This window comes from Thalassotalea sp. G2M2-11, from assembly GCF_017168195.1.
In the GTDB taxonomy this organism is placed as follows: Bacteria; Pseudomonadota; Gammaproteobacteria; order Enterobacterales; family Alteromonadaceae; genus Thalassotalea_E.
On the sequence record NZ_JADNYL010000005.1, the window covers coordinates 1 to 17,735 of the forward strand.

Genomic DNA, 17,735 nt, shown 5'->3' on the forward strand with positions numbered 1-17,735 from the left:
ATGATAAAGTAACTGATGACTGCTTCATCATTTACTTTATTTGTGCTTGTTAACATAACCTAGTTATGATCTTAACAAAACGCTCTTGCTAGTTTAAATCGAACAAAAGATTTCATAGGTTATTCAATGAATCGCATTATTAATTAATTTCATGATCTCGCTAGAGTTAGCGATATTTTTATTAAGAAATAAATAAACAGGCAGTGAGTCTATTTGATGGAAATAGAACTTAACATCTTGATGTATTGCCTTTTCAACAAGAAAGGGCCCCTCATAGCCTAAAACACAATCTGCTCTGTTGTGGATAAGTGCTTTAATAGCACTTTCATGGTTTTGTGCCTGTAAAACGACCTTATAGCCTTCTGTATTATCGATCTTTTTATCTAGACCGTATGTGTAGCCGGATAATAGGATGAGTTTTATCTCTTTTAGGTCATCGATAGTATTTATCTTGCTAATTTCATCAAGGCAAATTGCCCCTAATGTAATAGTGTAGATAGGCTTTGTACTCCTTAAATATAAAGAACTGTTTTTAACGAAGCTTTCTATTACGGTTGTGAAGCCTATTCTTCCTTGATCTACATAATACTTTGCTCTTTTATTGGGTAGTTTAACTGTTGAGTAGTTTAAGTTAGCATTAGTAAATATTTGCTCAACAGTTTCAGCGATTTTTCCTTGTACTTTGTTATTAACACTATAGTGATATGGCTTAAAATCTATGTAGCCCCAGCTAAGATCGGTAGTGAATTTCGCTGCCGCTACATTAATATTTAATATCACCATCAACAATATAGTGATCAAATTTGTACGCATGATTATAGGTTTGAATTTTGTATTATTATCTTCTTAGATCAATAGTTGCATAAATTTGAATATTTACAAGTTTTGTCAGACAAAGCGATGATTTACTCGTTCGATAAATAATAGTGATGATATATAAGCAGGTGTTACTTTGGAGTGGGTATATGGCTGAACTATAGAAAATATAATTAACTTAATTGTTTTTTTAAGATTTTTTAATTATTAAAATGATAAGAGTATAAAAAAGTGGTGGACGATACTGGGCTTGAACCAGTGACCCCCGCCTTGTAAGGGCGGTGCTCTCCCAACTGAGCTAATCGTCCATATTGGATAATTCTTTGGATTAAAATGACTGGTGGACGATACTGGGCTTGAACCAGTGACCCCCGCCTTGTAAGGGCGGTGCTCTCCCAACTGAGCTAATCGTCCAATCATTTTGTTACAGAGGACTTAAAAAAAGTGGTGGACGATACTGGGCTTGAACCAGTGACCCCCGCCTTGTAAGGGCGGTGCTCTCCCAACTGAGCTAATCGTCCGTCTCTGTGGGGGCGTATTATAGGTGGAACACAAAAACTGTCAACTAAAACTAAGCTATTTTTTCTTTTTTTTTCACTTATTTGTGTCGAATGATTATATTTCGTTCATCATGGTGTTTTTGTGAGCTTTTTATTATCAGACATTCAAAAAATATCGTTAATGATTTGATGTTTTCCGTGAAATAGCCTGATAAAATGCGTCTAATTTTTACATTTGATTATTAGTGATTATTCATTAATACATAATCTTTTATTACAGCGAGTTTTATATGAGTTTGACAACCCGTTTCGCACCAAGTCCAACAGGGTATCTGCATGTCGGTGGAGCGCGTACCGCTCTTTATAGTTGGTTATATGCCAAGAAGAATGGTGGAGACTTTATTTTACGTATTGAAGATACAGATCTTGAACGTTCAACTCAAGCATCAGTGGATGCCATTATGGATGGTATGAACTGGTTAAATTTAGCGTGGACTAAAGGGCCTTATTTTCAAACTGAGCGCTTTGACCGCTACAAGGAAGTTATTACACAACTTATTGAGTCAGGTCATGCATATCGTTGTTATTGTACTGCTGAAGAAGTTGAGGCAATGCGAGAAGAAGCTCGCGCAAAAGGGGAGAAGGAAAAATATAACGGCATGTGGCGTGAGCGCACTGATCACCCCGAAGGGAAACCTTATGTGATCCGTTTTAAAAACCCACAGTCAGGAAATGTTGTAATTAATGATATGGTTAAAGGCGATATTACCATTGCTAATGAGGAATTAGATGATTTGATTATTGCTCGTTCCGATGGTTCTCCAACATACAATTTAACCGTGGTGGTTGATGATTGGGATATGAAAGTAACCCATGTGGTTCGTGGTGATGATCATGTCAACAATACGCCCCGTCAAATTAATATTTTAAAAGCTTTAGGTGCTCCACTTCCCGAATATGCACATATCCCTATGATTTTAGGTGACGATGGCAAGCGTTTGTCAAAACGTCATGGTGCTGTCAGCGTGATGCAATATAGAGATGATGGTTACTTACCAGAAGCATTATTAAACTACCTAGTTCGTTTAGGTTGGTCGCATGGCGATCAAGAAATTTTCTCTCGCGAAGAAATGATCGAGTTATTTGATTTATCTGGGTGTAATCGTGCTCCATCGGCTTTTAATACCGAAAAGCTTATTTGGGTAAATCAACATTATATGAAGACGCTAGAGCCAAGTTATGTTGCTGAGCATTTAGCCTGGCATATGCAAGATCAAGGAATAGACGTAAGCAATGGCCCTGCACTAGAAGAAATAGTAAAAGTACAAGCAGATCGTGTTAAAACATTAAAAGAGATGGCGGACATTTCTCGTTATTTTTATCAAGAATACAGTGAGTTTGATGCGACTGCATTAAAAAAACATTTACGTCCAGTAGCACAGCAGCCGTTGGAAGTTGTTAAAGAAAAATTATCTCAATTGACAGAATGGAATGCAGAAGCTATTCATCATGCTATTAATCAAACTGCTGAAGAATTAGAAGTCGGTATGGGCAAGGTAGGTATGCCATTACGAGTTGCTGCAACAGGCGCAGGAAATTCACCGTCGCTGGATGTAACGCTTGCATTGCTAGCAAAAGAAGATGTGTTAAGCCGTATCGATAAAGCATTAGCTGCTATTGCAGAGAGAATTGCTAATAGTTAGTAGGTTAGTTTTTCGATAGGTTACAAATAATAAAAGGCATGTTAGATAGCTAACATGCCTTTTTGCTTTTAGTGCTAATAATTTTGTCAGTTTCGCTACATATTCGTTATTATTAAAAATGAATTTTCAATAACTTACTGATTATTAATGTTTTTATTTATGGTCTGAATTGTGCTTAATATACGCCGGTAAGGTTAATAAATAATAGAGGAGTGAAAGGATGCCAGTAGTCATTGAAGATAGGCCGATAGAAGCTGTTAGAGAAGAGGTGATAGATCAACTAATAATGAACTATAGCCATGGCAAGCTTTCTTTTGAAGCCTTTGAGAGGCGCTTAGATTGCGCTATGGCGAGTCAAGATAACAAAGAGATAGCTGCGCTGGCCGAAGATCTCGAGCTTGATGTTGATCAGGATTTTGTCGAAAGTAAAAGAAAGGACTTTCATGCAAATGTTTCTCCGTCAAATTTTCAAGAAATCGATTATTTAGTGAATATTTTCGGTGGTAGTGATCGCAGTGGCTATTGGACTGTAGCTAAGGAAATACGTTCAATTAGTATTTTTGGTGGTAGTACTATCGATTTTTCTGAAGCAAAATTTTCACAACTTGAAACGACAATAAAAGTATTGTGCTTATTTGGTGGTGATGATATTTACGTTCCTGAAAATGTGAATGTAGTGTCTAAAGCGTTTTGTATTTTTGGTGGTGTTAATAATAAAGCACCTTCTATTGCTGATAGAAATGCACCTACCATTATTATCGAAGGGGTTTGTATCTTTGGAGGCTTAAATATAAAGCTGAAGCGGACGATAAAAGAAAAGTTTGTTGCTTTTGCTGATAGCATGAAGAAGATGTTCAATTAGCTTAAACACATTACTAGCGGCAAATAGACACTCTGGCGAGTGTCTATTTGCTACTTTATTATTAAAACATTTTTCTGTGGATCACTCTGCCGAGTATAATAATAGTAAATAAAGCTGTATATAAGCCATAAACTACGACCATCCATTGAGGCATGCTCAACCCTAAAAATTGCCAATTAATCTCACCGCAATCTCCAGTTGCTGCAAATAATGCGGGTATCCATTCATGGAGGGGAGCCCATTGTGGAAAGTTAGGGACAAATTCACAGCTGAACAAAAATGACATGGTAGAGGTTTGCATTTCTACATGTTCTAAGGCGATCAATAACCCCCAAATAGCTCCTGTTGCCCAAAAGCTATAGGAAAATAGCCGGCCTAAAATAAATTGATTACTGAAATATCCGATGAGCCCAGCAAAGAAGATAGCCCAAATTGCAACACGTTGATAAATACACATAATGCATGGCTTCAAGTCCATTACATATTGAAAAAATAGGGCGGCAAGCTCTAATCCTAAAGCACTCGCTGCTAATAAAAACCAAGCATTCTTGTTGGTTGAAAGGTCACTAATAAATTTCACTGCTAGTCCTAAAATGTTGTTATTCTTGTGAGTAAGATTATAAAAGTAAGAAAAGAATTACACTATTGTTTTTGTCACTAAAGGTTAATTTTAACATTAAAAAAGCGCCTTAAGTATTGCAATTTAAGGCGCTGTTTAACGATTAGTTATTTTTAATGGTGAGAGGGCTCTGGAGCTCCTTTACCATCAGTAACACTATGATGCTGGATAACTCCTGAATCATAATAATCCGCTGTTTTAGATTCAAGGAAACCCGTTGAAATCGCGATCAAACCTACAATCGTTAAAACAATTGTATAAGGCAGCGCCATAAAGACCATTCTACCATAGGACAAGCGAATTAACGGAGCAAGTGCAGAGGTTAATAAGAATAAAAATGCTGCCTGACCATTTGGAGTTGCAACACTAGGCAAGTTAGTACCTGTATTAATCGCTACCGCTAATAAATCAAATTGATCACGAGATATTGTGCCTGCTGCTAAGGCTTTTTGAATTTCAGTAATATAGACAGTACCAACAAACACGTTATCACTTACCATAGATAATAACCCGTTAGCTAGATAGAACATAACAAGTTGCATATTCCCTTCGTAGGTTAATACCCAAGTTATCACAGGTGTAAATAGTTGTTGGTCAACAATGACGGCAACAACAGCAAAAAATACAGCAAGTAATGCCGTAAATGGCAATGCCTCTTCGAAGGCGTGCCCGATTTGATGTTCTTCGGTTATACCAGTAAAAGTTGTCGCTAAAATGATAACCGATAAACCTATCATACCAACAGGCGCTAAATGTAGGGCTAAGCCAATGATGAGCCATACAGCAATAAAACCTTGCATCACTAGTTTTACATTATCGCGAGTATTGCGCTTTTTACTTTCTTCTACATCAAATTCATGAAGAATATGATGAACATTTTCGGGTAATTGAACGCCATAGCTGAACCACTTCATTTTCTCCAAAAACACACAAGTTAACATGCCGCAAATAAACACAGGGATAGTGACAGGTGACATCCGAATGGCAAATTCTACAAATTCCCAGCCCGCCTGTTGTCCAATGATTAAGTTTTGTGGTTCACCGACAATGGTACAAACACCACCCAAAGCGGTACCAACACCAGCATGCATTAATAAGTTGCGTAAATAACCACGAAATTGTTGTAAATCATTGCGTGAGTATTCAGTCACTTCGTTATCGGATGTATGATCATGATCATGGTGAGTTTCTTTACCAGAAGCTACTTTGTGATAGACAGAGTAGAACCCAACGGCAACACTGATGATAACGGCGATAACGGTTAATGCATCTAAAAAGGCAGACAAAAATGCACCTGAGAAACAAAAGAGTAGAGATACTAGAGTTTTAGAGCGAATTTTTGTGACTATCTTCGCAAATAAAAACAGTAACAAGCCTTTCATAAAATAAATACCCGCGACCATAAATATCAGCAGTAGTATTACTTCAAAGTTGATCACCATTTCATGCATCACTTGACCAGGTGAAGTCATGCCGATAGCTACGGCTTCAATGGCGAGTAAACCGCCAGGCTGCAAAGGGTAACATTTAAGTGCCATTGCGAGGGTAAAGATAAATTCTATTACTAACGCCCAGCCTGCAACGTAGGGGTTAATAAAGAAAAATATAATCGGGTTAATAATAAGAAACGCGATTATGGCCAATTTATACCATTCTGGTGAATTACCCAGAAAGTTTTTATAAAATGCACTGGTAAATGATTGTTGCATAAAGAACCTTTTGGTTTAGTACGACAATGTTTAACTAAGATGTTGTCATTGTTATTAATTATTAAACAATAGTCTTTAGTGTAAGCATTAAATGGAACCTTGTAAATTAGAATAGAGTGATCGTGATCACAGCAAATGCAAATTTTTCCAAAAAGCTTAAAAATTAATTAAAAATATAAGATGATACTTATGTGCAAAGTTTATTCAAACGTGCTTGTACCAAATAAATCTTCTGGTACAATCAGTTTCAATTTCCCATTATCTAAAGAGTCTCGTGGAGCCATATGGTTATTAAAGCACAAAGTCCTGCAGGGTTTGCAGAACAGTACATAGTTGAGTCTATTTGGAATGGCGGTTTTCCTCCAGGCTCTATTTTGCCTGCTGAACGAGAACTGTCTGAATTAATTGGTGTTACACGAACAACCCTAAGAGAAGTATTGCAAAGGTTGGCTCGCGATGGTTGGTTAACCATTAAACATGGTAAACCGACTAAGGTGAACAACTTTTGGGAAACTTCAGGTTTGAACATTCTTGAAACATTGGCGCAGCTAGACCAAGAAGGGATCCCTGATCTTGTTGACAACCTGATGTCTGCTCGCACCAATATCAGTGCAATATATGTACGCGGTGCAATAAAAAATAATCCTGAGAAAACCATAGAGCTGTTAAAAGCGTATGAAGAGATTGCCGATACAGGGGAAGCTTTTGCAGAGTTTGATTATCAATTAAATAAAGAGCTTGTCGTTGCTTCTGGTAACTCTATTTATTTGTTGATTTTAAACGGTTTTAGAGGATTATATTCTCGTTTAGGTGCTTTGTATTTTTCTCACCCTACAGGTCGTGAAATATCTCGCCAATATTATCAGAAGTTGATTGAACTTGCGCAAGCGGGTAAACATGACGAATCCGTATTAACTGTACGTAAATATGGTATTGAATCTGGTAAATTATGGGCTGAATTGAAAGATGATGTATTGAAAGAATTATCTGAGTAGCATTTTTGTGTTTAGTAATATTCTTACTTATAAGGCAAGCAGTTAGCTTGCCTTTTCTTTATCTTCTGCTGGTGGTGGACATTGCGCAATAATTTCATCATGACCATTTTGGTCTTCTTGGATCAGTTTTACCTCAAATTGCCATAGATAATACAAATGTTTTAAAACCTCATCTTTCGACTCTGCTAATGGTACCTCGTTGTGCGGTGTATACTTAAGTGTTAATGAACGATCTCCATTAATATCTGCTTTAGTAATTTGAATATTTGCTTCTAGATTACTTAGATTATATTGGTTTGATAGTGTTGAGCGAATATTTTGGTAGCCTTTTTTATTATGTATGTCAGAGATTTCGATAAAGTTCTCTTTTTCATCATCATGAATATGAAAGAGTTTAAAGTCTCTGATCAGTTTGGGTGATAAAAACTGGCTAATAAAACTCTCATCTTTAAAGTTTTCCATGGCAAAATGAACGGTATCTAACCAATTACTGCCTGCAATATCAGGAAACCATTGTTTATCTTCTTCAGTAGGGGATTGGCAAATACGTTTGATATCAATAAACATATTAAAGCCTAAAGCATAGGGATTGATCCCTGAATAATACGGACTATTGTAGTCAGGCTGAGCAACAACATTTGTGTGGTTATGTAAAAACTCTAACATGAACTGATCACTGACTAGGCCTTCATCATACATATGATTTAAAATGGTGTAATGCCAAAAACAGGCCCAACCTTCATTCATTACCTGGGTTTGTTTTTGTGGGTAGAAGTATTGAGAGACTTTACGCACAATTCGTACAATTTCTCTTTGCCAGGGCTTGAGCAATGGCGCATTTTTCTCGATGAAATAGAGCAGGTTTTCTTGTGGTTCATTTGGAAAGTTATCTTGCTTCAAAGCACCTTTTTTTTGGCTTTTTGGAATAGTTCGCCACAGGGAATTTACTTGTGATTGTAAATATTCCTCACGTGCTTTTTGACGTTCTAATTCTTGTTCAAGAGATATTTTCTGTGGGCGTTTATAACGATCAACACCATGATTCATTAATGCATGACAAGCATCCAAACACGCTTCTACTTCATCGATGCCATATTTATGTTCACATTTAGCGATATAGTTTTTGGCAAATAGCAAATAGTCAATAATGGAACTTGCATCTGTCCATGACTTGAATAAATAGTTGCTCTTAAAAAATGAATTATGACCGTAACAAGCATGGGCCATCACTAATGCTTGCATAGCCATCGAGTTTTCTTCCATCAAATAGGAAATACAAGGGTCGGAATTAATGACAATTTCATACGCTAATCCCATTTGTCCACGTTTATAAGTTTGCTCTGTCTGAATAAACTTTTTACCAAATGTCCAGTGGTTATAACCAATCGGCATGCCTACACTGGCATACGCATCCATCATTTGTTCAGCCGTAATGACTTCTATTTGGTTAGTGTAAGTATCTAGGCGATAATGTTCAGCAATACGGGCAATTTCGTGCTGATATTGCTCGAGTAATTCAAACGTCCAATCAGGACCATCAGACAACATTTTATTTTTTTTTGCCATATTAACTCCCTAAGCGCTGTGCTAAGCAACTTGCTTTTGGTTCTTTTTAAACAGTTCTCTAAATACCGGATAGATATCTTCAACCGATTTGATGTGTTGCATGGCAAAGTGCTCATGAGTACTTGCAACTTGTGAATAATATTGCCACAGCGTTTGATGGGCGCGTTGGGTTATTTCTATATAGGCAAAGTAGCGCGTGATGGGTAATATTTTTTCTACCATTAATTCGCTACAGTGAGGTGAATCATCAGCCCAATTATCACCATCTGAAGCTTGTGCACCGTAGATATTCCACTCTCTGGGGTTATAGCGGTCATTCATAATTTTTACCATTAACTCCAGCGCACTTGATGCGATCGTGCCGCCTGTTTCTTGAGAATAGAAAAACTCCTGCTCATCTACCTCTTTAGCTTGAGTGTGATGGCGAATATAGACTACATCGATGGTTTTATAAGTACGCGTAAGGAAAAGGTATAATAAGATATAAAAACGTTTAGCTATGTCTTTAGTGGCTTGGTCCATCGAACCAGAAACATCCATCAAACAGAACATCACCGCTTTTGATGTTGGCACAGGCTGTTTGGCGTAATTTCGAAACTGTAGATCAAAGGTATCAATAAAAGGCACTTTTTTGATTTTCTCTTTCAGTGCTTTGATTTCTTTTTTTAGGCCTTTTATTTCTTTGATGTGTTCATGTGTATCTTGTTCTAAGGCTAGAAGTTGTTGTTCTAACTCTTTGAGGTGCTTTCGTTTCCCTGACGTCATGGCAATGCGTCTGGCGATAGACCCTTGCAACGATTTTACAATATCAATATTGGCAGGCATGCCTTCGGCACAATAACCGGAACGTACGGTTTTATAATCAATCAACTTGTCTAGCTGGTTTTTTTCTAAGTTTGGTAATTCAAGATCTTCAAACAATAAGTTCAAATATTCATCCTTTGATATAGAAAAAACGAAATCATCTTCTCCTTCACCAGAGTCACTTGCTTCACCTTGTCCACTACCTTGACCTTGTTGTTGCGGTGGGCGTTTAATTTTATCTCCTTCACTGTATTGATCATTACCTGGATGAACGCGATCTTTTATGCCTCCTTTTCCTTGATGGAAGATTGGCTCACTAAGATCTTTTTTTGTAATGGTAATACTTTCACCACTGTCAACATCAGTAACGCCACGCTTATTCACCGCTTGTTCAACTGACTTTTTTATCTGTTGCTTATAGCGTCGAATAAAGCGCTGTCGATTAACGGTGCTTTTATTCTTACTGTTTAACCTTCTATCGATAAAATTGGCCATGTAGTTACCTCAAATTAACCAGGTTAACGCGTATCATTAAGAAGATTTTCGAACACGTAAGTACCATTCAGATAATAAACGTACTTGTTTTTTGGTATACCCTTTGCTCATCATACGTTCAACAAAATCATCGTGTTTTTGTTGATCGTCATTGGATGTTTTGGTGTTAAAAGAAATAACTGGCAATAAGTCTTCAGTATTAGAAAACATTTTTTTCTCGATCACTGTCCGTAGTTTTTCATAACTGGTCCAGAGTGGATTTTTGCCGTTATTATTGGCTTTCGCCCGTAAGACAAAATTGACAATCTCGTTGCGAAAATCTTTTGGATTACTAATACCAGCGGGCTTTTCAATTTTTTCCAACTCGTTATTCAGTGCTTCACGGTCGAATAATTGCCCGGTTTCAGCATCACGGTACTCTTGATCTTGGATCCAAAAGTCTGCGTAAGTGACGTAGCGATCAAAGATGTTTTGCCCGTATTCTGAGTATGACTCTAAGTAGGCGGTTTGAATCTCTTTACCGATAAATTCAATGTATTGTGGAGATAGATAGCCTTTAATAAATTCTAAGTAACGTTCTGCTGTTTCTTTTGGTAATTGCTCGCGTTCAATTTGTTGTTCTAACACATAGAATAAATGAACAGGGTTTGCGGCTACCTCCATATGATCGAAGTTGAATACCCTTGATAGAATTTTGAAAGCAAAACGAGTTGAAAGCCCTGACATGCCTTCGTCTACTCCTGCATAATCTCGATATTCTTGATAAGATTTTGCTTTGGGATCTGTATCTTTTAAGCTTTCACCGTCATAGACGCGCATTTTAGAATAAATGCTTGAGTTCTCAGGCGCTTTTAATCGCGATAATACAGAAAATTGCGCGAGTGTTTCTAAGGTGTCTGGGGCGCATTGTGCACCAGCTAATTCACTATTTTTTAATAGTTTTTGATAAATTTTAACTTCTTCCGAAACACGCATGCAATAAGGCACTTTTACAATATACACCCGATCTAAAAAGGCTTCGTTGTTTTTGTTATTTCGAAACGTTTGCCATTCGGATTCATTGGAATGAGCTAGTAATATACCGTCAAAAGGTAAAGCTGAAAGTCCTTCGGTTGGGTTGTAATTACCTTCTTGAGTTGCCGTTAACAAAGGGTGTAAGACCTTAATAGGGGCTTTGAACATCTCGACAAATTCCATCAGCCCTTGATTAGCCCGACATAAAGCGCCTGAGTAACTGTAAGCATCTGGATCATTTTGTGCAAAATGTTCTAACTGCCTTATATCAACTTTACCAACGAGCGCTGAAATATCTTGGTTATTATCGTCACCAGGTTCAGTTTTTGCGATGGCGATTTGATCTAGAATTGACGGAAAGACTTTCACCACATCAAATTTGGTGATATCACCTTTAAATTCATGTAATCGTTTAGCCACCCAAGGCGACATAATAGTATTAAGATAACGTTCAGGAATGTTGTATTCATCCATTAATATTTTTCCATCAGAATGTTTATCAAACAGACAGAAAGGGTGGTCATTTACTGGGCTTCGTTGACCATTTGCACTTAATACATAAATAGGCTCTTGTTGCATCAATGATTTTAATTTTTCAGCTAAAGAGGATTTACCGCCACCAACAGGGCCGAGTAAGTAAAGAATTTGTTTCTTTTCTTCTAAGCCTTGTGAAGCGTGTTTGAGGTATGAAACGATTTGTTCAATCGCTTCTTCCATGCCGTAAAAGTCTTTAAATGCAGGATATCGTGCAATAATACGGTTAGAGAAAATACGACTTAAGCGAGGCTCTGTTGATGTGTCGATCATCTCTGGATCGCCAATCGCATGTAAAAGACGCTCAGCTGCACTGGCATAGGCAAAGCGATCTTTTTGACAAATGGTTAAAAAGTCCTGTACTGAGCAAGTTTCTTCTTGCGCTTGATCATATCGTGATTGATAGTGCTGAAAAATACTCATAACCGCCTCCACAGCAAAATTGACTATCGGAAGAATAAGAGTGAAATATAGTGTTGTATTACATTGTGAGCTATCTTATTCAACCTGATTAATCATATAGACCGAAAATTTAACTTATCTATTTATAAGCTTAGTCTTTATTTTTTATTATGGTGAAATTATTAGTAAATATTTTTTACAACGGCAGTTTAAGGTTAAGTGAAATATCTAATTGATTTTTATTAATAAGGCATAAAAAAAACCAGAGCAAATGCTCTGGTTTTTTCATTTATTTACTGGTGAGAATTAAGCGAAATTTGCTGATGCAAAATCCCAGTTCGCTAATGCCCAAAATGCTTCCATGTAGCTTGGACGTAAATTACGGTAGTCAATGTAGTATGCATGCTCCCATAAATCTACTGTTAAAAGAGGAGTTACTCCCTCATCTGTCAGTGGTGTTGCCGCATTTGAGGTATTAACAATGGCTAAACTGCCATCATTTTTCTTCACTAACCATGTCCAGCTTGAACCGAAGTTATTTACTGCGCTGTCGGTAAATTTCGCTTTGAATTCAGCAAATGAACCGAAGCTTGCGTTAATAGCTTCAGCTAAAGCGCCAGTTGGTTCGCCGCCACCATTAGGGCTTAAGCTGTTCCAATAAAATGTGTGGTTCCAAATTTGTGCTGCGTTATTGAATACACCACCTTCAGATGACTTGACGATTTCTTCTAATGATTTACCTTCAAAGTCTGTACCTTCGATTAAACCATTAAGCTTAACCACATAAGTGTTGTGGTGTTTGCCGTAATGGTACTCCAAAGTTTCTGCTGAAATGTGCGGTGCTAAAGCGTCTTGTGCATAAGGTAACGCTGGTAATTCAATAGCCATTATATTCTCCAGGAATTGATTAGAAATATTTATTTTGCCCAAAATAAAAGAAGTTGTTTGATTTTATAAAAATCCGAGTAAAATACTCAGGTATTAACAACTTTGCATAGTTTACCCAAATATATAGGTATTGCCAGCGTAATTATCAAGGTTAATATCTTTTAACATAGAACGAAATATTAATTAGTTAATGGTAATTGCATTGAATAATGTATTGGTTGTCTCCATTATTCAATGCAATGGCTATTAAAATAGAGGTTTATATGGATACTATTGAACGTATTAAACAACAAATTGCAGAAAACAATATCTTATTATATATGAAAGGTTCTCCTAAGCTGCCAAGTTGTGGTTTTTCTTCTCAAGCATCTCAAGCATTAATGGCTTGTGGTGAAAAGTTTGCTTATGTTGATATTTTGCAAAACCCGGATATCCGTGCAGAGTTACCTAAATATGCAGATTGGCCAACATTTCCGCAATTGTGGGTGGAAGGAGAGCTAATTGGCGGTTGTGATATTATCATGGAAATGTATCAGCAAGGTGAATTACAACCTTTAGTAAAAGAGGCTGCAGTGAAAAACACGACTGAAGAGTAAATTTATTTTACTTTTTGGTTGAAAAAACAAGTAATGCCTCAATACTTATTGAGGTAAAAATAATATATTAATCACGACAACAATCGGAGAAAAAAATGAGTGTATTAGTGGGTCGTCCAGCACCGGATTTTACCGCAGCAGCAGTACTAGGAAGTGGTGAAATTGTAGATGGTTTTAACCTATCTGAAGCAATTAAAGGTAAAAAAGCGGTTATCTTTTTCTATCCATTGGACTTCACATTTGTTTGTCCTTCTGAGTTATTAGCATTTGATCATCGTTTTGAAGAATTCAAAAGCCGTGGTGTTGAAGTGATCGGTGTTTCTATCGATTCTCAATTCTCACATAATGCATGGCGAAATACTCCAGTAAATGAAGGCGGTATTGGTCCAGTTCAATATACTTTAGTTGCTGATACTAAACATGAAATCTGTCAAGCATATGATGTTGAACATCCAGAAGCTGGCGTTGCATTCCGTGGTTCATTCTTAATTGATGAAGAAGGAAATGTACGTCACCAAGTAGTGAATGATTTACCATTAGGTCGTAATGTTGATGAAATGCTTCGTATGGTTGATGCATTACAATTCCACCAAGAGCACGGTGAAGTTTGCCCAGCAGGTTGGAACAAAGGTGATAAAGGTATGACAGCTTCTCCAGAAGGTGTTGCTTCATACTTAACAGACAATGCTGACAAGTTATAATTGTTGAGTAATTGTGTCCTGTAAAAGCCGCTTGTGCGGCTTTTTTATTGCTTATAAAAAATAAGTGATTGAATAGTACAGAACAGAATAAAATTTAATTATTACACTTTTCAGACTACACTGAGATTTATCAATAAGGAGATGGTTATTGTGGTGTTGCCTAAACCGATTTATGAAAACTTACCTTATCTGTACTTTTTAATAAGCGGTGCTTTACTCGCTTATGGAAAAAGTTGGCACTTTATATTTTCAGCGTCAATTTTTTATATTGTGGCTTGTGTTGTCCTTGTCACTCGCTCTGCGCATCGACGGTTAGATAAAACCCCCCATCTTAAAACAAAACATGTCATCCCTGAACTGATATACGAATACTTACCATACTGTTATGGTGCGATCGGAATTTTTATCTTAATGAGTACCGTACAACCGATATTACAGTTTATTGCATTTGCGTTATTCGTCTTGGCTTTTCGTAATTTAATGTGTCGAAGAGCGAATAGAAGTAAAGGTAAAACGCTTTTTTAATTATCTTGATCTGTGTCTGTTATCAGAGGCCAACCACCAAGTGTTTGCCATTTATTAACAATATGGCAAAACAACTCAGCCGTTTTTTCTGTGTCATATAACGCTGAGTGAGCTTCTTTATTGTCGAAATCTAATTGAGCAACCTGGCATGCTTTGGCCAATACGGTTTGTCCAAGTGCTAAGCCTGATAAAGTTGTGGTGTCGAAGCTGACAAAAGGGTGAAAGGGGGAACGTTTAATTGAGCAGCGCTCGGTTGCTGCATTGACAAAGCCCAAGTCAAATGCTGCATTATGGGCCACCATAATGGCTCGTTGGCAACCTACCGCTTTCATTTTTTTTCTGATCAGTTTAAAAATCGCTTTTAATGCTTCTGCTTCAGGGACAGCTCCTCGCAGCGGGTTATTAGGATCTATGCCGGTAAATTCTAGCGCAGCAGGCTCTAAGTTAGCGCCTTCAAAGGGCTCTACATGAAAGTGAATCGTTTCATCTAAACTAAATAATCCTGAATGCTCATCAAGTGTTAATGTGGTTGCTGCAATCTCTAATAATGCATCCGTGTTGGCATTAAAACCAGCTGTTTCTACATCAACAACTACGGGAAAATAGCCTCTAAATCGCTTTGCATATTGGTGTAGATTTTTCGTTTGTTCGCTGGCGTTAGTGTTTACTTCTGTCATTTTGTTTTAAGGTAGATAATTTTTGTTAGCTGAACTGGAAAGGCATTATCGCAGATTTTTACTAGTAAAACTAAAGCGTTTCAGTAAAAATAATTAATAATGAGTAAATTTAAAAAAAATGCTTAAGTTATTGGCTGATTTGTCGATAGTTATAATGAAGTTCTTAAATGTAGATAAGATCGTGATGAAAAAAACTCTAATAGCTTTATCGTTATGTGCATTCGTTAGTCAAAGTCATGCAGGGATCAGACAGTATCAAGCCGATCTTGGTAGTGCTAAGTGGCAATTAACCAATGACTCTCGTCTTGAGTGTACTTTATCGCACCAAATTCCAAATTATGGTGAAGCCAAGTTCTATAGCCGTGCTAACCGCAATACCAACATGGAATTTGAGCTAGACATGCTTCGTCTGCCAGATAACTATTCCCTTGCTCAGGTAAAATCGGTTGCCCCTAATTGGAAACCCGGTGTTGCAGGGCGAACTCTCGCTGATATGAAGTTGCATAAGCAGTTCTCCCCAGATCTGCCGAAAAAAGTCGCTTGGACTATGTTATCAGAGCTAGAACAAGGGATGAGCCCAACTTTTTATTATGATGATTGGTACAATGATAACGATCAAATTACCGTTGGGTTATCAACTTCGCGTTTTCATAAAGCGTATCAAGATTTTGTTGCTTGTGTGGGTAATCTACTCGATTATAGTTTTGATGACATTGCCTATACGGTACTTAATTTTAAATTTAACAGTGATGAATTCACTAAAGCGTCCAAGCGCCGTATCGCCATGATACGTGAGTATTTAAGCTTAGATACCGAGTTGGAGTTAGTGTTGGTTGATGGCTTTACTGATAGCTACGGTTGGAAGTCAACTAACCAGAAAACTTCAGAAAAACGTGCCAATAAAATACGTGATTATTTTATCAAGTATGGTATTGATGCGGGTCGCATTGAAGCGAAAGGTTATGGTGAAAAACGCCATATAGCCTCAAATGAAACGGTACTTGGTCGAGCGAAAAACCGAAGAGTGGTTATTCGTATGGATAAAGAGTAACGCGAGTGATAAAAAGCCAATTTACTCTTTGGCTTTTTTATTGTCACCTTGTTGGCTGGGAGCTACTGAATCAATTCGATTGCTTATGACGAAGAAATAGCAGATACCGGCAATCACTCCCCAAAGATGTGCATCTATGGCTACATTTGCATTAATCAAAGCGGCTACTTCTTTGCTGGCGCCAAAATACTGCTCATGGGCGACTTTTAGCAATACCCCAGCGAGTAATAAATAGCCGGTTTTTTCTTTCGCTTTGATATCTTGCAGTGCTCCCCAAATAAAAAGCGAATGTAATACCCCCGATAGTCCGACATACTCTTCCATCTGGGGATCAAATATGAAAATAGCGCCGCTGATCATTAAAGCACTAAACAACAGTAAAGTAAGATATTGTGTTAGCGAATAATATTGACCGTGAATGCTCCACAGTAAAATGATTGCTGCACCATTAAGTAATAAATGGACATTGTTGGTGTGAAATAGGTGCCCAGTGAGCAATCGCCATAATTGAAATTGTTCGATAGTGTTTCGTTGATAGATGAAAAGTTGGCTGAATTGGTCATTAAAAACATGGCAGCCTAAGGCTAATACCAGTAAAATTAATGGACCAGCGTAGGCGCTGCTTTTTGTTGGTAATGATTTTATTTGTAGCATTATTATTTAGGTCATCAAAGTCCATGTCACGTCCGTATTGTAACTCATGTCATCGCCCCGAAGTTAGTTGTATTTGCCATTTAATGACAAGGGTAAATAATGATATTGAAGTGGTGGTGTTACAACACCCAAGTGAAGTGAAACAAGCGAAAGGAACGGTTACGTTATTATCGCAATCATTGAGTTTATCACATGTGTTTGTCGGGGAAACTTTTGGATCAGACCCTAAGTTACAGCAATTATTGACCAAATATCATGGTAAAACTGCGTTACTGTATCCGTCAGCACAGGCTAAGCTTATTGATGGTAATTATCAGGCAAGTGTTGATGAGCTGGATGTTCGTTGTTTGATCTTGCTTGATGGTACGTGGAAAAAAGCATACCGTTTATTCATGGTTAATCATTTTTTACAGCAATTGCCGCATATTGTGCTAGCTGACACGTTTGAAAGTCGATATCAAATTAGAAGTACCAAAAAGCAGGGGGCACTTTCAACATTAGAAGCTTGTTGTCATGCATTGTCTTTACTAGAGTCAGCACCTGCAAAATATCAGCAGTTGTTGGAAAATTTTGATAAATTTAACCAATTACATTTGTCGTATCATTCTCAAAATTAATCAAGGA

General features: G+C 37.3%; 17 protein-coding genes and 3 tRNA genes. 8 read left to right on the forward strand and 12 right to left on the reverse strand.

Annotated elements, in window-relative coordinates; genetic code table 11:
* Nucleotides 1-123: 123 nt before the first annotated feature.
* From IV514_RS15980 to IV514_RS15995, 4 genes are all read right to left on the reverse strand, one after another.
* Entirely contained in the window at nt 124-813 is a 690-nt protein-coding gene (locus tag IV514_RS15980; protein WP_206486328.1) for a transporter substrate-binding domain-containing protein, read from the reverse strand.
* Nucleotides 814-1,048: 235 nt separating this feature from the next.
* A tRNA-Val gene (locus IV514_RS15985) sits at nt 1,049-1,124 on the reverse strand.
* Nucleotides 1,125-1,154: 30 nt separating this feature from the next.
* Nucleotides 1,155-1,230 (reverse strand) — tRNA-Val (locus tag IV514_RS15990).
* Nucleotides 1,231-1,261: 31 nt separating this feature from the next.
* Nucleotides 1,262-1,337, reverse strand: a tRNA-Val gene (locus IV514_RS15995).
* A gap of 269 nt (nt 1,338-1,606) precedes the next feature.
* On the opposite strand from IV514_RS15995, the gene gltX reads away from it, so the two are divergent.
* Both gltX and IV514_RS16005 read left to right on the forward strand, forming a co-directional pair.
* Entirely contained in the window at nt 1,607-3,019 is a 1,413-nt protein-coding gene (gltX, locus tag IV514_RS16000) for a glutamate--tRNA ligase (protein WP_206486329.1), read from the forward strand.
* Nucleotides 3,020-3,239: 220 nt separating this feature from the next.
* Complete coding sequence (locus tag IV514_RS16005) at nt 3,240-3,881, forward strand: LiaF domain-containing protein (protein ID WP_206486330.1); 642 nt, start codon at nt 3,240-3,242, stop codon at nt 3,879-3,881.
* Nucleotides 3,882-3,942: 61 nt separating this feature from the next.
* Here the strand turns inward: IV514_RS16005 and dsbB are convergent, their stop codons facing one another.
* Both dsbB and nhaB read right to left on the reverse strand, forming a co-directional pair.
* Entirely contained in the window at nt 3,943-4,461 is a 519-nt protein-coding gene (gene dsbB / locus IV514_RS16010) for a disulfide bond formation protein DsbB (protein ID WP_206486331.1), read from the reverse strand.
* Between the two features lie 152 nt (nt 4,462-4,613).
* Nucleotides 4,614-6,209, reverse strand: a complete 1,596-nt coding sequence (gene nhaB, locus IV514_RS16015; RefSeq protein ID WP_206486332.1) for a sodium/proton antiporter NhaB — start codon at nt 6,207-6,209, stop codon at nt 4,614-4,616.
* 284 nt (nt 6,210-6,493) lie between these two features.
* Between nhaB and fadR the strand changes: the two genes are divergently transcribed.
* On the forward strand, nt 6,494-7,204 hold the full coding sequence (gene fadR, locus IV514_RS16020) for a fatty acid metabolism transcriptional regulator FadR (RefSeq protein WP_206486333.1): 711 nt from the start codon (nt 6,494-6,496) through the stop codon (nt 7,202-7,204).
* Between the two features lie 42 nt (nt 7,205-7,246).
* Here the strand turns inward: fadR and IV514_RS16025 are convergent, their stop codons facing one another.
* The 4 genes from IV514_RS16025 to sodB all read right to left on the reverse strand — a co-directional run bounded on the left by IV514_RS16025 (nt 7,247) and on the right by sodB (nt 12,907).
* Nucleotides 7,247-8,770 (reverse strand): SpoVR family protein, encoded by a 1,524-nt coding sequence (locus IV514_RS16025; RefSeq protein WP_206486334.1) that lies wholly within the window; start codon nt 8,768-8,770, stop codon nt 7,247-7,249.
* A gap of 21 nt (nt 8,771-8,791) precedes the next feature.
* Entirely contained in the window at nt 8,792-10,069 is a 1,278-nt protein-coding gene (locus IV514_RS16030) for a YeaH/YhbH family protein (RefSeq protein ID WP_206486335.1), read from the reverse strand.
* Between the two features lie 36 nt (nt 10,070-10,105).
* Nucleotides 10,106-12,040, reverse strand: coding sequence for a PrkA family serine protein kinase (locus IV514_RS16035; protein ID WP_206486336.1), 1,935 nt, complete (start codon nt 12,038-12,040; stop codon nt 10,106-10,108).
* Nucleotides 12,041-12,325: 285 nt separating this feature from the next.
* Complete coding sequence (gene sodB / locus IV514_RS16040; RefSeq protein WP_206486337.1) at nt 12,326-12,907, reverse strand: superoxide dismutase [Fe]; 582 nt, start codon at nt 12,905-12,907, stop codon at nt 12,326-12,328.
* A 263-nt stretch (nt 12,908-13,170) separates the two neighbouring features.
* Here sodB and IV514_RS16045 point away from each other — a divergent pair, with 263 nt between their 5' ends.
* The 3 genes from IV514_RS16045 (at nt 13,171) to IV514_RS16055 (ending at nt 14,729) form a co-directional block, all read left to right on the forward strand.
* Nucleotides 13,171-13,503, forward strand: coding sequence for a Grx4 family monothiol glutaredoxin (locus tag IV514_RS16045; protein ID WP_206486338.1), 333 nt, complete (start codon nt 13,171-13,173; stop codon nt 13,501-13,503).
* Nucleotides 13,504-13,598: 95 nt separating this feature from the next.
* Nucleotides 13,599-14,204, forward strand: coding sequence for a peroxiredoxin C (locus tag IV514_RS16050; RefSeq protein WP_206486339.1), 606 nt, complete (start codon nt 13,599-13,601; stop codon nt 14,202-14,204).
* Between the two features lie 150 nt (nt 14,205-14,354).
* On the forward strand, nt 14,355-14,729 hold the full coding sequence (locus IV514_RS16055; protein ID WP_206486340.1) for a hypothetical protein: 375 nt from the start codon (nt 14,355-14,357) through the stop codon (nt 14,727-14,729).
* Here IV514_RS16055 and rnt read toward each other — a convergent pair.
* Nucleotides 14,726-15,406, reverse strand: a complete 681-nt coding sequence (gene rnt / locus IV514_RS16060) for a ribonuclease T (RefSeq protein WP_206486341.1) — start codon at nt 15,404-15,406, stop codon at nt 14,726-14,728. The genes IV514_RS16055 and rnt overlap by 4 nt on opposite strands.
* Before the next feature lie 184 nt (nt 15,407-15,590).
* On the opposite strand from rnt, the gene IV514_RS16065 reads away from it, so the two are divergent.
* On the forward strand, nt 15,591-16,457 hold the full coding sequence (locus tag IV514_RS16065) for an OmpA family protein (protein WP_206486342.1): 867 nt from the start codon (nt 15,591-15,593) through the stop codon (nt 16,455-16,457).
* A 21-nt stretch (nt 16,458-16,478) separates the two neighbouring features.
* On the opposite strand, the gene rrtA is transcribed toward IV514_RS16065, so the two are convergent.
* Entirely contained in the window at nt 16,479-17,111 is a 633-nt protein-coding gene (rrtA, locus tag IV514_RS16070; RefSeq protein WP_206486343.1) for a rhombosortase, read from the reverse strand.
* A 23-nt stretch (nt 17,112-17,134) separates the two neighbouring features.
* On the opposite strand from rrtA, the gene IV514_RS16075 reads away from it, so the two are divergent.
* Nucleotides 17,135-17,728, forward strand: coding sequence for a tRNA-uridine aminocarboxypropyltransferase (locus tag IV514_RS16075; protein ID WP_206486344.1), 594 nt, complete (start codon nt 17,135-17,137; stop codon nt 17,726-17,728).
* Nucleotides 17,729-17,735: the final 7 nt, after the last annotated feature.

Coding starts and splice junctions, on each gene's coding strand:
- fadR (WP_206486333.1), top strand. CDS start 6,494: ATGGTTATTAAAGCACAAAGTCCTGCAGGGTTTGCAGAACAGTACATA.
- IV514_RS16030 (WP_206486335.1), bottom strand. CDS start 10,069: ATGGCCAATTTTATCGATAGAAGGTTAAACAGTAAGAATAAAAGCACC.
- IV514_RS16045 (WP_206486338.1), top strand. CDS start 13,171: ATGGATACTATTGAACGTATTAAACAACAAATTGCAGAAAACAATATC.
- rrtA (WP_206486343.1), bottom strand. CDS start 17,111: ATGCTACAAATAAAATCATTACCAACAAAAAGCAGCGCCTACGCTGGT.
- gltX (WP_206486329.1), top strand. CDS start 1,607: ATGAGTTTGACAACCCGTTTCGCACCAAGTCCAACAGGGTATCTGCAT.
- IV514_RS16065 (WP_206486342.1), top strand. CDS start 15,591: ATGAAAAAAACTCTAATAGCTTTATCGTTATGTGCATTCGTTAGTCAA.
- IV514_RS16005 (WP_206486330.1), top strand. CDS start 3,240: ATGCCAGTAGTCATTGAAGATAGGCCGATAGAAGCTGTTAGAGAAGAG.
- sodB (WP_206486337.1), bottom strand. CDS start 12,907: ATGGCTATTGAATTACCAGCGTTACCTTATGCACAAGACGCTTTAGCA.
- IV514_RS16050 (WP_206486339.1), top strand. CDS start 13,599: ATGAGTGTATTAGTGGGTCGTCCAGCACCGGATTTTACCGCAGCAGCA.
- nhaB (WP_206486332.1), bottom strand. CDS start 6,209: ATGCAACAATCATTTACCAGTGCATTTTATAAAAACTTTCTGGGTAAT.
- IV514_RS16025 (WP_206486334.1), bottom strand. CDS start 8,770: ATGGCAAAAAAAAATAAAATGTTGTCTGATGGTCCTGATTGGACGTTT.
- IV514_RS15980 (WP_206486328.1), bottom strand. CDS start 813: ATGCGTACAAATTTGATCACTATATTGTTGATGGTGATATTAAATATT.
- IV514_RS16075 (WP_206486344.1), top strand. CDS start 17,135: ATGTCACGTCCGTATTGTAACTCATGTCATCGCCCCGAAGTTAGTTGT.
- rnt (WP_206486341.1), bottom strand. CDS start 15,406: ATGACAGAAGTAAACACTAACGCCAGCGAACAAACGAAAAATCTACAC.
- IV514_RS16035 (WP_206486336.1), bottom strand. CDS start 12,040: ATGAGTATTTTTCAGCACTATCAATCACGATATGATCAAGCGCAAGAA.